The sequence below is a fragment of the Methylohalobius crimeensis 10Ki genome (genome assembly GCF_000421465.1).
GTDB classification, from domain to species: domain Bacteria; phylum Pseudomonadota; class Gammaproteobacteria; order Methylococcales; family Methylothermaceae; genus Methylohalobius; species Methylohalobius crimeensis.
On sequence record NZ_ATXB01000001.1, the window covers coordinates 2,176,127 to 2,191,579 of the forward strand.

Sequence of the window (15,453 nt, forward strand, 5' to 3'; positions counted from 1 at the left end):
TCCGTCAGGCACGCTCTTTGACAAACATGCCGCTCATCTCCTCGAGATGCTCGGCAAGCTCGATCACTTCCTTGGGCGGGATCGAGCGAATCAATTCATCGGTCTCCGCATCCTTGATTTCCACCACCATTTCACCCAAGGTCTCGTTCAAGGTGAAATGGAGGCTGCGATTGGCACGCTGAAAATAATCATTGATCGATGTGACCGCTTGGGAAACTTCTTGCTTCCCCGCCTCTTCGCCGGTCGCACCCATTTGCGGTTGAATCTCATTGCTCGGGGAATTTCCCTGTTTCAAGGGAGAAGAGATTTCTCCCGTCCCCTCGCGGACGCCGGAAAAGGATTCTCGAGCATTCACCGGCCGGAAGAAATCGGCCATGGAAGAAATTTTTCCACTATCCATGGGTCTGCCTCACCTTCGTGATCGGTCAATGCAGGCGGCCAAGCCGCCTGCACTTTAGAAGAGATCGGAAACTTATCCCAGCAATTGCAAGACCCCCTGCGAGGCGGCGTTGGCCTGGGCGAGCATCGCCGTACCTGCCTGCTGAAGGACTTGGCTCCGGGCCAACTCGGCCGATTCCTGGGCGAAGTCGGCATCGCGGATACGGGAGCGGGCGGCAGTGACGTTCTGGGAGATGCTTTCCAGATTGGCGATGGTACTGTCGAAGCGGTTCTGGACCGCGCCCAGATCGGCGCGCTGGGTCGCGATGCCGCTCAATGCTTTGTCGATTACTGAGATAGCGTCGTTCGCACTGGATTGACTCGATATGTCAACCTCGGCCACTTGAGAAAGCTGGGAAGCGGTTGCAGTATTGGCGGCAGTTGTAAGCAAAGTCTGGCCCGTGTCATCGCTCACCACACTGAAGCCTTTGTCGGCTTCAAACGAAACTTGGCCGCCCACAACCACGCTATCAGTAGCTGTTCCTCCATCTAAGGTGGTACCCCCAACGTCAATCGTGTCAGTAGTGGCAGTGCTGGTAAAATCTGCGATATTTATGTCATCGCCTTTCTCATTGACCAAAGTAATACTCTGCTTATCATCGCTGAGTGTTGCGGTAATGCCGGTTTCACCAGTACGATTATTAACAGCATCGGCAAGATTTGTCAGATCCGATTGGGTGACACCCGCGGAAATACTGACTGCAGTATTGGAAGAGGAAGATAGATTAAAGGCAACCGTACCATCGCCCCCTAAGTTGTCGAGCGTTACCTCGGTTCGCGCCGTCGCCGATACGCCAGTCTCACCGCTAACATTGTTGACCGCATTGGCAATGGTACTGGCCTCAGTATCAGCTGTGATAACCGACCCAGAAATCGTTGCAGTCCCATTCGGCCCATTGATTGTCAAGTCTTGCTGTGCAACCCCATTCCCACCGGAAATATCCGCCGCTGCACTTAGACTGCCTGACGTACCAACATGACTTTGACCGTCGGCCTGATGCGCCCCGATATCCGTGGCACGGGCGCTGCCAATAGAGACGTTGATGGATTCGTTGGCGTTGGCACCGATGTGGAATTTTCCGTTGGTAAACGAACCGTCGAGCAGCTTCTTGCCGTTGAACGTGGTGGTGTCGGCAATCCGGTTCAGTTCCTCTTGAAGCTGATTGACTTCCTTCTGCAGGTTGACCCGATCGGTGTCCGAATTGGTATCGTTGGCGGATTGAATCGCCAATTCGCGCATCCGCTGCAAAATATTGGTCGATTCCTGCAGCGCCCCTTCGGCGGTCTGAGCCACCGAAATGCCGTCGTTGGCATTCCGCACCGCCTGGTTCAAGCCCCGAATCTGAGACGTCATCCGATCCGAGATCGCCAGACCCGCCGCGTCGTCCTTGGCGCTGTTGATGCGCAGCCCCGAGGAAAGTCGCTCCATCGCGGTCTGCTGGGACATCTGGCTGCGATTCAATTGACGCTGGGCGTTGAGCGATGCAATGTTGGTATTGATAACTTGTGCCATAGTAGGTTACCTCCGGTGTGCTTGGAATAAAGAAACATTTCGCGTTCATTCCAGTTAGCGGGCGGAGGTAAAAAAACTTTAGCCGTCGATCGCAAATTTTTAATTGTGCGCTGACAACGCCACGATTCGACTCCATGAAGTCCCGGCACGATTGCGTTAACATGCGCACACGAAAAAACAAGATTCAAATTCAACCATTCAAGCTGCTCCGTTACCGACATGCCGGAAAATCAACCCCCTCCCTTGGGCGCCGTCATCGACATCGGCTCCAACGCAATCCGCCTGCGTATCGGCGGACTCGGCCATAACGGCCGACTGAATCTGATCGAATCCGTGCGCGCGCCCGTACGATTGGGACAAGACGTATTTCAGAATGGCGAGCTCAGCGATGCGACCATCGATCGGACGCTGAAGGCCTTTTCCGACTTCCGCGCGCTCATCGACCAAAGGGCCATCCCTTCAGCCCAGGTCCGGGCGGTGGCCACCAGCGCCATGCGCGAGGCGGACAACCGGCAAGCATTGATTGAGAAAGTACAGCGGGAAACCGGCATCCCAATCGAAGTCATCTCCGGCGAGGAGGAAGCGAGACTGGTTTATCAGGCGATCCAGCACGCCTTGCCGGAACTGGCGGAGAACAACGTCCTACTCATCGATATCGGCGGCGGCAGCGTGGAGTTCGTGGTACTGGAAAAAGGCGAAGTGGCGGCGCTGGAAAGCTTCAAAATGGGCACGGTCCGGCTCCTGTCTCAATTTTCCGGACGCGACAACAAGGATTTCGCCCGCATCCTGGACGAATTTTTCGACGCCAATGCCGGCAAGCTGCGCGAGTTGATCGACGGAATCGACATCCAATTGAGTGTCGGTACCGGGGGCAACATCGAGACTTTGGGACAACTGGGCCGCGCCCTGCTCGGCAACGATTCACCGAAACGACTCAGCTATGCCAATCTGAAAGCCCTCGGCAAACGCCTGGACGAACTGGGCTACGACCAGCGGGTCGAGCAATTGCGGCTACGGCCGGACCGCGCCGATGTCATCATTCCCGCCTGCCACACGCTTCGCAAGTCGCTCAAACTGGTGGGCAAACCCGATTTATCCATTCCCGGCATCGGGCTGGCCGAAGGGACTTTACTCGACCTTTTACGGGGCCGCCTTACCTCAGCCACCCACGACGCTCTCGCCTGGGCGCGGGCGGTGGCGCGCAAGTATCACTGCGATATGCGCTACGTGGAACACATACGCCGTCTGGCCCTGACCTTGTTCGATCAATTGGCCACCGTTCACGGACTCCCCGCCTATGATCGACTGCTGTTGGAAATGGCCGCCCTGATTCATGAAATCGGGATCTTCGTCCGTCCCGACGGCCACCACCGCCATGCCTATTATCTGATCGGCGCGATGCCGATGCTGGGGATTTCGGCGGAAGAACAAAAGCTCCTGGCGGTCATCGTCCGCGCCCACCGCAAGAAGCTGCCCGACACCGACAGCGAAGCCCTCAAAAATCTGGACAAAGGCGCGCAACAACGATGGCTGAAGCTGGTGGCCCTGCTGCGACTGGCCATTGCCTTGAACAAGGAACGGCAGAACGCCGTCCAGCAAATTCAATGTTTGTGTCAGGACAAACAGGTGGAAATCGCTTGCAGCGGTAAGGGGGACTTTCTGTTGGAGCGCTGGGCGGTGATCCGGGATCGGGAAATCATCGAGCGCGGCCTGGATCGAACCATCGAGGTGGTATTTTGATCGACTGGAATCGAGGCCTGGCCTTCGACCGCGATCATCTCTGGCATCCCTACAGCAATCTCCCCGCCCATTACCCGGTTTGGCCGGTCGCATCGGCCCAAGGCGTGCGCCTAAAACTAGCCGACGAGCGCGAGCTGATCGACGGCATGGCCTCGTGGTGGTGCGCCATTCACGGTTACAACCATCCCCGCCTGAACGCCGCCGTCGAGGCCCAGCTCGGAAAAATGGCCCACGTGATGTTCGGGGGACTGACTCACGAGCCCGCGATCGAATTGGGTGAACGACTGGTGAATCTGACCCCGACGCCGCTGGATAAAGTGTTTCTGTGCGATTCCGGCTCGGTGGCGGTGGAAGTGGCGCTCAAAATGGCCCTGCAATATTGGCAAGCCCGCGGTAATTCGGGGAAGAAACGCTTCTTGGCCCTGCGCGGCGGCTATCACGGCGACACCTTGGGAGCCATGACGGTGTGCGATCCGGTGACCGGAATGCACCACCTGTTCTCCGACTTCCTGCCGCGCCAGTTGTTCGCACCCCATCCATCCTGCGGTTTTCACGACCCATGGGATCCGGAAGCGATCCAACCTTTGGCGGAACTTCTTGAGCGCCGCCATCACGAACTCGCCGCCGTGATTCTGGAGCCTATCGTTCAGGGGGCCGGGGGCATGCGTTTTTATCATCCGGAATACCTGAAAGCCGTTCGACAGCTATGCGACGAGTATGAAGTACTCCTGATCGCCGACGAGATCGCCACCGGATTCGGCCGCACCGGGCGGCTGTTCGCTTGCCAGCACGCCGATATCGCACCGGATATTCTATGTGTGGGCAAGGCGATTACCGGAGGCTACCTTACCCTCGCCGCCACCCTCACCACCCCAAACATCGCCGAAACCATCGGCCAAGGCGAAGCCGGCTGTTTCATGCACGGCCCCACCTTCATGGCCAATCCCTTGGCGTGCGCGGTGGCGTCGGCCAGCATCGACCTCCTGCTGGAATCGGACTGGCAGTCCCGTGTGAAACGAATCGAAACCGGGCTGCGCCGGGGACTGGCGCCTTGCGCGGAACTGGCCAGCGTCAAAGAAGTGCGGGTGCTGGGAGCGATCGGCGTAGTGGAAATGCGGGAACCGGTGGACCTGGCGGTCATCACGCCGAGCTTCGTAGATGCCGGTGTCTGGCTGCGACCGTTCGGGAAGCTGGTCTATACCATGCCGGCCTATATCATGAACGACCGGGAATTGGAATTTTCGACCTCGGCGATCCGTCAGGTGATCGAGTCGGAGTCAAAGCGGTGAGCCACTCGTCAAGGTGATCCTCCAAAATCCAGGATTTGCGTACCCAATCTCTCAATTGCTCGCCCTCTTTCGCCAAAGCATCCGGCTCGTTGACCCGTTCCCGGATTGCCTTTATCCACAAATCGGGCTGATTGGGCAAGCGACAAACCGGGGGATTTTCATATTGATAGGGGTAAATATCGGTGCAGATGACCGGCCAACCGAGAATACCGTACTCCAAGAGCCGCAGATTGGATTTCGCCTCGTTGTATTTATTCCGCTCGAGGGGGGCCATCGCCAGATCCAGGTCGAGACTGGCAAGCTTTTCAGGATAGCCATCGAACGCCACACCGGAATGAAATTCGGCCACATAGGGACGCAAAGGCTCCGGGCACATGCCTAAAAATACCCAGTCCACTTCTGGGGCGGTGGTTTCGAGTATCGGCAACAAAAACATCAAATCGGCATGATGCTGGATCGCCCCGGCCCAGCCGACCCGAGGTTTCCCGCCTTTCCGGCGATGAGATTCAATGTTCCCCCACCGAGACCATTCCAGACGATTGGGAACCACTCGAATATCTTCGATCATTCCTTCCAGCGCCTGAGCCATTGGTCGGGTACCGACAATCAAACGATCGCTCATCCTGAGCATCTTACGCAAGCGTTTCTTGGCGTCCTTGTTCTTTCCGGCCAAGGGATGTCGGGAGGGCAATTGAAAGATCAAGTCATCCTGGGAATAAATCAGGAAAGTGTCGGTATATCGGCGATAGGTTTCCCACAAATCCACATAGGAATCGGTCAGCGCTTCGTGCAGAAAAACCACATCGGGCGCCGCCCGGACCAGCTCGGTGACGCTCATCCGCAAAGGATTGCTTTCGCCGGCATGTGGCGGCAAAAGCTTGCTGGACACCGCTCCCGTATTCGTCAATTGCCGCACCGGCGCTCTCATGCGGTACTCGCCGATGCCCGCATCATCCAATGGCATACCGACGATTTTTAAAGTATCGCGTCTCAGATGCGTCCAAGGGACGTCAACGCTGATTTCCAATGTCGGCGTACGGTCTCTGAGGCTGAGATTCGGATTATAGGCGGGGTCGCGGGCAAGGACCGGCAGCCAATCTTCCAGCATCGCATCTTTTTCTTGGATGGCGCGCTGTTGTCCCTTGAAATCATATTCACTTCGCAAGCTACCCGAGCCATGATGCATTACGGTCACTTCCGGCGTCCAGACAATCAGATAATTCCGTTGACGCAACCGGAGGCAAAAGTCGATATCATTAAATAGAACTCTATAACGCTCGGGATTCAAGCCGCCAATTTCCCGATAAAGAGATTTGCGGACCAACAAACAGGCTGCAGTAACCGCCGACAGATTTTGAACAAGCTGCAAACGTCCCATATACCCCGGGTCATCCAGACTCGAGCCAATATGCCAATGCTCGGCGACACCAACACCGCCCATACCCAGGATGACGCCGGCATGTTGCACAGTACCGTCTGGATAAACCAAGCGTGCGCCCACCGCACCCACTTCGGAACGCAAACCGTGTCGCATCAGCCGTTCCAACCAATTTTCCTGCAAAATAACGGTATCGTTGTTCAAAAGCAGGAGAAATTCCCCTGTTGCAACTTCCGCGGCCGCGTTATTGATTGCTGAAAAGTTGTAAGGATGAGGATAAGGAAGCACCCGAACCCGGGAATCTCGAACGGTTAACTGCTCCAGATAATCAAGGGTTTCCCGTTCCCGGCTTTGATTGTCGATCACAATGATCTCGTAGTCGGGATAGACGGTCTTTTCCAGTACGCTCTCGACACATGGCTGAAGCAAATCCAGTCGGTCCTTGGTGGGTATAAGAATGGAAACTCGCGGCGTCTTGTCGAGGGGGTATTGAATGCTTCGTATACCGGCCAGAAAACCTTCCCTTACTTTTGCAGACACCTCGCAGCGCGCCAAGTGGTCATTGACTGCGTGGGTTTGCGCCGCGGATCGTTCCGAAGTGACAGAAGCATCTTGATCCGGTCGGTGCACCAGCACCTCGGCCAAGTGACCGAATCCTTTCTCCCCCCAGATATCCAACACTCGAAGCGCCAAGTCGTAACTTTCAGCACCAAAAAGATCGGTTAAACCACCCAACTCCAACAACGCATCCCGACGAACCATGATAGGACCTAAATAATCATTTGCCCGCAGCAAATCCAAGTTGAAATCCGGTTTAAAACGGGGAGCATGGAATACTCCATCCGATGAAACCTGTCCTTCGTCCATATAAATCAGACGCCACTCCGGACGGGCATGAACCGCTTCCGCACCTGTAAGCAAGGCATGCGTTTCCAAGCGATCTCCGGGCTTAAGCTGCCAGACCCAGTGAGCTTCTATGGCGGCAATCGCTTTGTTCAAGGCTTCGGCTAAGGAAGATTTGGAATCCATCTGATGCCAGGCCAATTGAGGTAAGTCTTGCCACAGAGGGTCGGGGCATGGCAACGGGCTAATTACTGATAATCGCCAATGTTCATAAGACTGGGCAGCGATGCTGTCTAGCGTGTCGGCCAAGTAATTTTGTTTACTACTATCTATAAGCGGGACAACACAATGGAATTTTGGTTGATTTGGCCATTTTTGAATCCGCTCAAGCCGGTGGATTAATTCTCGCTCAGGAGGAATACTTCGGTTTAACCAGTGCTGATACTGAGCGCTTTCAGTATATATGGAATAATATGGAACTCTAGAATTAGAAGGATTATCCTGAAATATAAATTTTTTGGATATATTGTCAATAGAGGCATTGGAATAACACACCATCCCCAGCCGCTTAGCATTAAATTCCAGATAATTCCATACTGAAACTTTTCGGAGGTATTTGACTTTCTCCTCACTAGGCATTCTAAACCATGCAATTTTTCTAGCTACATAAGCCAAATCGCCTTTGGAAAGCAAGTGCAAAACGAAACAGACATCTCCACAACCAGAACAAAGTCGCCCAAAAAGAGACATTACGTTAGGCTCTTCAATTGCCAAGGCATCTTCTCGCCAAAATAGCATACAAATTGGTTCACCAAGATTGTTAAAACCTTGGGAAAAAATCTTTTTCACAACTTCAGGGCCATGAATTTTTCTGTTCTGATTAGAAAAACGCCCTCCCCAATGGGCAGGTTCAAGCGGACGACCATGAATATTGACTGGGTCACGCCACCCCATTGCCAAGGTTACATTAGGATCACTCTGAATTGCCTTGACAAGTACTTCAACCGCATTTTGTTCCAACCAATCATCATCATACAAAGGCTTAATCAAGTCTCCCTTTGCCAATTGGATACCTTTGGTAAGATTAGGAGCCTCACCGATTTCTGGAGGATCGTTACGCACGTAGCGAAGAGTGATCTTAGGATATTTACGCAAATATTCGCGCGTAATGCTTTCAATTTCTTTCCCTTTGCTATCATCGAGCACCAAGATTTCCTTGGGTTCATACGTTTGCTCTATAGCGCTTTTTAGAGATTGCGCAAAAAATTGCGGTTTGCAGGCTGGGATTACCATCGAAACCAAAGGCAGATCTTTGATTTGCCTGCATTTCTTTCTGTATTCTACGACAAACGAATCATCCCTCGTTTCTAGCCCTCTCAACCACGGATCGTGGCTTTCTCCAACCTCATATTTACCCGAAGGGATCAAACCTACAAAACGAGCCAGACGATTAAGTTCTTCTTGGTCTAAAAGATATTGATGTCCCCATTCGCGAAAACAGATATTTAAGTATTCAGCCCCTGTTTGTATCCATTCATAGCCAAACTTATTTATCCATTGCCTCCGACGCCATGTGCCATCCAAGTAAGATTGAACCGCTTGGTTCAAATCAGGAGTGGCCAATCGAATGCGGCCACTAGGCTTCAATACACGCCTAACTTCCCGAAGAAAAACAATCAACTCAGTCTGAGTCAGATGTTCAATAAAATGCTCGCTGAATATATGCGAGACGCTATCATTATCAAATGGCAATCCATGACGCACATCCCATTTTAAATCCGCGTCCTCGCTATCAAGGTCTATATTGATAAATCCCGGTAAATATACCTTGCCGCTACCTATATGTAAACGAATTGCTTCCTGCATCTCATGCCCTACAGGTTTTTGACTCAGGAAATAAAAAGATAGTTTTCATAGCGTGATAAATAACAGTCAGCTTTAATTATCAGAATCTTTAAGGAGAGAAATCTCCAACTCGAGCATACCCCGTTTACGCTCTCTGACGCGTTTAGCTGGAACACCCCAATATACACCGAACGGTTCACAATCACGGGTGACCAAAGTCAACGCGCCTATCGCGCATCCAATACCAAGCCGGACGTTCGGCAAGACGATCGATCCGCTCCCAATAATGACATGCTTTTCAAGTACTACGGAGCCATGTGTGACCGCCTTGAACGCATCTGGAACCATTGGATTCGTAAGCGCAACCCCGGAATAGTCGTCATTACTTGAATAAATCGAAACCCGCGAAGAAAGTCCGCAGAAATTTTCCAAAACAATTTTTCCTTGACCGATCAGACTACTAAACACCGCAATGTGAATATAGTTGCCTAGATGAATACCACCATCTCCAGCAGATAACACACAAAAATCATCAATACGCACATGATTTCCGATCGAAATACTTTCAGCACCATAAATCGACGCCTTATCGGAAATCAAAACGTGTTCACCTAAACTTGCAAAACCCATGCTCTTCAACTGTTTTCGGGTAAGCCAGACCATAATCACCCTTCTGCAATTAATCGACAGATAGACTCGACAACATCTATTGGTAACTCGGCGAACATCGGCAAACACAGAACTTTTCGGCTGACTTCGTATGCCCTCGGCAGATGTTCCAACTTGGCGGACTCAAACCCCCGATACATCGGAAATTCAGAAATTAATGGATAAAAGTACCGGCGCGCATGTATTCCTTCTCTTCGCAGTTTATAATAGAGGTCATCACGCGTCAGCGGATACCCATCCTCCACAAGAATCGGAAAATATGCGTAATTCCACTCCAACTTCTCAGGCACATTCAACAACCGAATCCCCGACACGCCCGTAAGTAGCTCGCGATAGCGATGAGAAACTGCAGAACAAGATGCATGCCAAGTGCCGTAGTGCTTGAGCGCCACAACCCCATATGCCGCCTGAAATTCGTTCATCTTGCCATTAATTCCCGGAGCGACGACTGTAACCTCATCAGCAAAACCAAAATTCTTTAGATAATCAATCCGTTGCTTAGTCTTTGCATCAGGACAGATGATGGCACCACCCTCAAAAGTGTGAAACACTTTCGTCGCATGGAAACTCAACACTGATAGATCGCCATGGCGCAATATCGAACCGCCTGAATCCCTGACTCCGAAAGCATGCGCCGCATCGTAGATAACCTTGAGCCCGTATATATCAGCGATGCGTTGAATTGCTTCAAAATCACAGGGAATGCCGTAAGTATGGACAGGAAGGATAGAGGTAGTACGAGGAGTGATCGCCTCCTCAATTTTTTTGGGATCAATTGAAAAAGTGACAGGATCGATATCGACAAAGACAGGCGTTAGGCCGTTCCAAAGTAGGGCGTGAGTAGTGGCTACAAAAGAGTAGGGAGTAGTAATTACTTCGCCAGCAACTCGCAGTGCCTGCAGTGCGGTAACCAAACCAATAGTCCCATTACAAAAAAGTGCTAAATGCTCAACCCCGAGAAATTCCGCTAGCTCACGCTCGAATTGTTCGTGAAACGGACCACAGTTGGTTAAAACGCGGCTATCCCAGATGGCCTCAAGGCATGAGATGAATTCCTCAAGTGGAGGCATCGCCGGTCGTTTCACATGGACCGGCTCTAATCTTTCTTCCCTAAAGAGCCTTTCATTGCTGCACCCTTGATGAGTCAAGCCAATTTTAATCATATAAGTTTCATGTCACTTTATTCTATATTTTAAAAAGGCATAACTCGTGCCATTTACTTATCCTCTTAAAAAATCAGGAAAAGTACGACCATCCCGAATAAATTGCGTCAACCGACCGACGCTTGGATCAAGCAAGCGGCAAAATTTTGCCAGATCAAAAGCCCTTGAAGGTTACATGGAAGGAAATAAGGATGTAGCTTGTAGCCTTAGTACAGGACAAAATCTGTAACCTACTGATAGTATGGGGATCATTTGATGATTTTCACCCTATCCTTGATATGAATGATTCCGTTTCTGCGCTTCGGGCCGTATTGGCTGAGCATCTCCCCTGGCATGGTGCCCGCTTGAACTTTCTGGCTCAGTTTCTGTTGGCCTTGTTCCAGGTACGCAGCGTCAATCTGGCCGAATTGGCCACGGCTTTCCGTGGCAAGGCGCAAGTGGCTTCGCACTATAAGCGTTTGCAGCGGTTCTTTCGGGGCTTTACGATCAACTATGACGTGCTGGCGCGGCTGCTGGTGCATTTGTTTGCGGTGGGTGAAGGGCCGTGGTATCTGACCTTGGATCGTACCAATTGGAAATTGGGTAAGATCGAAATCAATTTTCTGGTGTTGGGCATTGCCCAGAAGGGGATGGCCTTGCCGGTGCTGTGGACGGTGTTGGGCAAAGCGGGCAATTCTCATACCGACCAGCGCATCGAATTGATGCAACGCTTTCTGGCGAACTTTGGTAAAACCCGCATCCGGGCGCTGTTGGCCGATCGAGAGTTTGTCGGTCAAAAATGGTTTACCTGGCTTCAGACCCAGGGCATTCCCTTTCATATTCGGATCAAGGAAAACACCCGAATTCCCAACACCTGGAATCGCGCCACCCCAGCCTGGCTGTTCTTTAGATCGCTTAGGCCCGGACAGATGCGTCACTTGGAAGGGCGTCGACCGGTCTGGGACTGCTTTATTCATATATCGGCTTTGCGGCTGGCCGATAACGAACTTTTGATCGTGGCAACTCACGGTGCGCCCCAGAGCGAGGCGTTCACCGCCTATGGGCAGCGTTGGGAAATCGAAACCCTGTTCGGCGCCTTGAAGTCCCGCGGCTTCAATTTGGAGGACACCCATCTGACTCATCCCGACCGCCTCAGCAAACTGCTGGCGCTTTTGGCGCTCGCCTTTGCTTGGAGTTGGCGTACCGGTGAGGTACTGACTGAACAAAAGCCCATTGAGGTAAAAAAACGCTCCAGCGACCGGTCAAGTCCGTCTTCCGACATGGCCTCGATTTCATCCGCAATCTCCTCTTCAACCTCTTCGATCGATGGACGGATTTTCTATGGCTATTGAAGTTTTTTGTCCCGTACTGAGGCTTGTAGCAGTAAAGCGATTCCACCTCCTTCGACTGATTCCGCAAGCTTCATCCGAGCAACACAGTTAATGCAGCGCATCGACGTAACCCCTCTTCTTATTGGTGCTAAAGTTAATTGTTCTCTCCTCGATCACATTTGCAACTCAGCAATCTACCAACTGCCACTACAGTACTGGTGATCTGTTATGAACCGGAGGGGGAGCGGATTACGAAGGCGCCAGAATGCATTTTTAATGTCATCCTCACCGCTAACCATGAGACGCGATGATGTTGCCAAATTTCAACTCTACGGGGAAACCACTATGTGATTGCTTATCCCAAGGAAAAGAAGGCTAGTCGAGAAAGAGTATTGACGGGTAGGGGATTTTTACGACGAGCGCCGCCGCTTGGAGCTTTTCAAATGTACAATTTCGTTCGCCTGGGGAAGCGCAACTAGCAGCGACAAACGCCTTTTTCTGTAGGTTCGCCTTCCCTTGACTCCTGTCACTACTTGGTTAAATACTTGTTAACGCCTGCTCAGGCCTTTCCAAGGCCCTACCAACCCTTCAATCTCAATGCCGAAAAAGCCCAAAATCCTTCCCACGCTTTCGTCGATCATTTCGGCCAAAGTCTTTTCACGGCCGTAGAAGGCGGGTAGCGGCGGAAAAATGACGCCTCCCATTTCGGTGACACTTTCCATGTTGCGCAGATGGGCGAGATTCAGGGGGGTTTCGCGGGGAACCAGGACCAAAGACCGGCGTTCTTTCAAAGTGACGTCGGCGGCGCGGGTGATGAGATTGTCGCCGAAGCCGTGGGCCACGGCCGCCAGGGTTTTCATGGAACAGGGCGCGATCACCATCCCTTCGGTCTTGAAGGCACCGCTGGCGATGGCGGCCGCGATGTCGTTAACATCGTAATAAACGTCCGCGAGTTCCTGGAGTTGGCGACGCTTCATCCCCAGTTCGTGGTGCAGATTGACCACGCCGGCATGGGAGATAACCAAGTGCGATTCCCACTCGGGCAAGGTTTTCAACAACTCCAGAATGCGCACTCCGTACACGGCGCCGGTCGCCCCGGTGAGGGCGACGATCAGACGGCGGGTCTTGATGGCTTCTTCTAGATTGCCCTCAGCGGTCATGCCAACTGCTCCGCCATCTGATCGGTGGCATCCACCAAGGCATCGATCATTTCCTCGCCGGCGGCGATGTGACCCGCATGCGCCAAGATTCTGAGGCGCGCGCCGGGCAGACGCCGGCGCAGAGAAAACGCCGTCTCCACGGGGCAGACCAGATCCTGACGACCGTGGAGGATGATACAAGGCAAGGTTCGAATCCGGTGGCAATCGCGCAGGATTTGGTTTTCCTCTACAAAGTAACGGTGAGCGGCATAATGGAGTTCTATTTTGGTCTTGGGCAGCAAGAGCTCAGGGTCCTGCAAGGCATCCGGATCAAAATCCGCCCCCAAAGTCACCGCCGCCCCCCAACGATTCCAAGCCTCTACGACGCGCAACTGCAAAGCTTCGTTATGGCCGGTGACGGCCTTGTACATGCCTTCGATCAAATCATTCCACCCCGAAACCGGCAGGCTCTTGACCAATTGGTGCCAATAATCCGGATAAATCCGACGCGCACCATCCCGGACGAACCAATCCAGATCCATCTGTCTCGCCAGAAACAAGCCTCGCAGGATCAACCCCAGACTCCGCTCGGGATGCTGCTGGGCATACAAGAGCGCCAGCGCCGCCCCCCACGAACCGCCGAATAACAACCAGCGGTTGATTCTGAGCCGAGCGCGAACGGTTTCCAAATCTTCGACCAGCTTCCAGGTATCGTTGTGGCGCAATTCTCCAACCGGTTCGGAGCGACCGCAGCCCCGTTGGTCCAGCAAAATCACGCGATAGTGCTTTGGATCGAAGAATCGCCGATGATCGGGACGGCAACCCGAACCCGGACCTCCGTGCAGAAAGAGGACAGGTATCCCTTCGGGATGACCGCATTCCTCGTAATAAATACGGTGGCCGTCGGCTTCCAATTGATGAACCGCGTAAGGTTCCAGGGGAGGATAGAGCGTTTTCATGACCGCCTATTGTAGTGGAAAATGGGCTTCAGGCGGACAAAAACAAGGGGCCACGAGGGCCCCTTGCTGACAAGTGGATGAAAAACGGTTGTTAGAAACCGAAACCGATATAGCCACCGGCGGTGAGGCCGTCGGTATCGGTATCTTCCACACCGCTCAGGCTGCTTTCGCTACCCGGAGTCACGTGATAGCGGAAGTCGGCGCCGGCATAGAAGTTTTTCCAAAGATTGACCTCGGCACCCGCACCGAACATCAATCCCGGATTAAACACGGTCACCCCGTCGGACGGCGGGCTGACCACATGGACGGCAAAGCCGACCGGAATAATCCAGGGCCGAATGATGCTGTCACGCAAGAATCGGATTTTGGGCGCGGCGCTGATCGTGAACTGGGTCACGGTGGAGGTTTCCGGAGCTTTATTGGGCGCCAACTGAGTGACGACAACCCCTTGATCGCTGTCGGTTAGCAGGGAGTTGCCCTGGGCGAAACGCTTGTATTCGAACATCACTTCACCCAGAAGATCCGTACCGTCAAGCATGGTGCCTTCGGTCAATCCGAAAATATCATGAGAGAGATTGTGCTCGAAACCGGCGCCAATGTAGAAACCATTCTGGCCTTTGGCCGCAGAGCTGTTAGGAGAAGGCAGCACATCTTTTCCCCGATCGGTCATCAGGCGCGCATAACCGCCGCGGAAGAAGAGCAAGTTATCATGTTTCGGATGTGCGCCGATTTCAACCCCGGCCTGCTGCTTCCATTCTTCCAGTTCCATCATTTGCTGATGGTGGCCTTCCTGATGGGCTTTCAAATCGGCCAATTCCCGCTTGAGCAAACGCAGTTGATCTTCCAACTGCTGCATGCGGGAAGCCGCGCCGCCGCCGTGGTCGTGATTTTTATGGGCATGGGCTTGAGGCGCGACCGCAGCCGCCGCCAACAGCGAACCTCCGGCCATTGCCTTGGCAATATGTTTTAAGGTCTTCATGGTTACCATCCTCCCCGATTCGGGTTATTAATTTTCCACCGTTCCCTTTAAATATTGAAGTCTGGACAATCCCTTTACCTCAGTCGCTTTTGCTTTTTGCTTAAAAGCAACATTCGAATACAACTTTATGCTAGCAGACAACTTTTAGAGAAACAAATATTTTGCAATAATGTCTTGCAGATTATGAC

General features: G+C 52.7%; 11 protein-coding genes. 3 read left to right on the plus strand and 8 right to left on the minus strand.

What is annotated here, in order from left to right; all coding sequences use genetic code 11:
• Positions 1-4: 4 nt before the first annotated feature.
• Both H035_RS20840 and H035_RS22650 read right to left on the minus strand, forming a co-directional pair.
• Complete coding sequence (locus H035_RS20840; RefSeq protein WP_084684886.1) at positions 5-400, minus strand: flagellar protein FlaG; 396 nt, start codon at positions 398-400, stop codon at positions 5-7.
• Between the two features lie 72 nt (positions 401-472).
• Positions 473-1,951, minus strand: coding sequence for a flagellin N-terminal helical domain-containing protein (locus tag H035_RS22650; protein ID WP_022949001.1), 1,479 nt, complete (start codon positions 1,949-1,951; stop codon positions 473-475).
• A gap of 219 nt (positions 1,952-2,170) precedes the next feature.
• Between H035_RS22650 and H035_RS19315 the strand changes: the two genes are divergently transcribed.
• Together H035_RS19315 and bioA are read left to right on the plus strand one after the other, a co-directional pair.
• On the plus strand, positions 2,171-3,691 hold the full coding sequence (locus H035_RS19315; protein ID WP_022949002.1) for a Ppx/GppA phosphatase family protein: 1,521 nt from the start codon (positions 2,171-2,173) through the stop codon (positions 3,689-3,691).
• On the plus strand, positions 3,688-4,980 hold the full coding sequence (gene bioA / locus H035_RS0110875; RefSeq protein WP_022949003.1) for an adenosylmethionine--8-amino-7-oxononanoate transaminase: 1,293 nt from the start codon (positions 3,688-3,690) through the stop codon (positions 4,978-4,980). The genes H035_RS19315 and bioA overlap by 4 nt, the downstream gene beginning before the upstream one ends.
• On the opposite strand, the gene H035_RS21360 is transcribed toward bioA, so the two are convergent.
• The 3 genes from H035_RS21360 to H035_RS0110895 all read right to left on the minus strand — a co-directional run bounded on the left by H035_RS21360 (position 4,907) and on the right by H035_RS0110895 (position 10,878).
• Complete coding sequence (locus H035_RS21360; protein WP_084684887.1) at positions 4,907-9,067, minus strand: glycosyltransferase; 4,161 nt, start codon at positions 9,065-9,067, stop codon at positions 4,907-4,909. The two genes, bioA and H035_RS21360, sit on opposite strands and share 74 nt — an antisense overlap.
• A 72-nt stretch (positions 9,068-9,139) precedes the next feature.
• Positions 9,140-9,709, minus strand: coding sequence for an acyltransferase (locus H035_RS21365; RefSeq protein ID WP_084684888.1), 570 nt, complete (start codon positions 9,707-9,709; stop codon positions 9,140-9,142).
• Between the two features lie 2 nt (positions 9,710-9,711).
• Entirely contained in the window at positions 9,712-10,878 is a 1,167-nt protein-coding gene (locus H035_RS0110895) for a DegT/DnrJ/EryC1/StrS family aminotransferase (RefSeq protein WP_022949006.1), read from the minus strand.
• Between the two features lie 278 nt (positions 10,879-11,156).
• Between H035_RS0110895 and H035_RS19325 the strand changes: the two genes are divergently transcribed.
• Positions 11,157-12,209 carry an IS4 family transposase gene (locus tag H035_RS19325; RefSeq protein ID WP_084684842.1) on the plus strand — a complete coding sequence of 351 codons (1,053 nt, stop codon included), beginning with the start codon at positions 11,157-11,159 and terminating at the stop codon, positions 12,207-12,209.
• Between the two features lie 527 nt (positions 12,210-12,736).
• Here the strand turns inward: H035_RS19325 and H035_RS0110905 are convergent.
• The 3 genes from H035_RS0110905 to H035_RS0110915 form a co-directional block, all read right to left on the minus strand.
• Positions 12,737-13,348: a UbiX family flavin prenyltransferase gene (locus tag H035_RS0110905; RefSeq protein ID WP_022949007.1), complete on the minus strand. Its 612-nt coding sequence runs from the start codon at positions 13,346-13,348 to the stop codon at positions 12,737-12,739.
• Positions 13,345-14,286: a prolyl aminopeptidase gene (gene pip / locus H035_RS0110910; RefSeq protein WP_022949008.1), complete on the minus strand. Its 942-nt coding sequence runs from the start codon at positions 14,284-14,286 to the stop codon at positions 13,345-13,347. The genes H035_RS0110905 and pip overlap by 4 nt, the downstream gene beginning before the upstream one ends.
• A gap of 91 nt (positions 14,287-14,377) precedes the next feature.
• The gene (locus H035_RS0110915) at positions 14,378-15,265 is read right to left on the minus strand and encodes a porin family protein (protein WP_022949009.1); all 888 of its coding nucleotides are present in this window, start codon (positions 15,263-15,265) and stop codon (positions 14,378-14,380) included.
• Between the last annotated feature and the right edge of the window lie 188 nt (positions 15,266-15,453).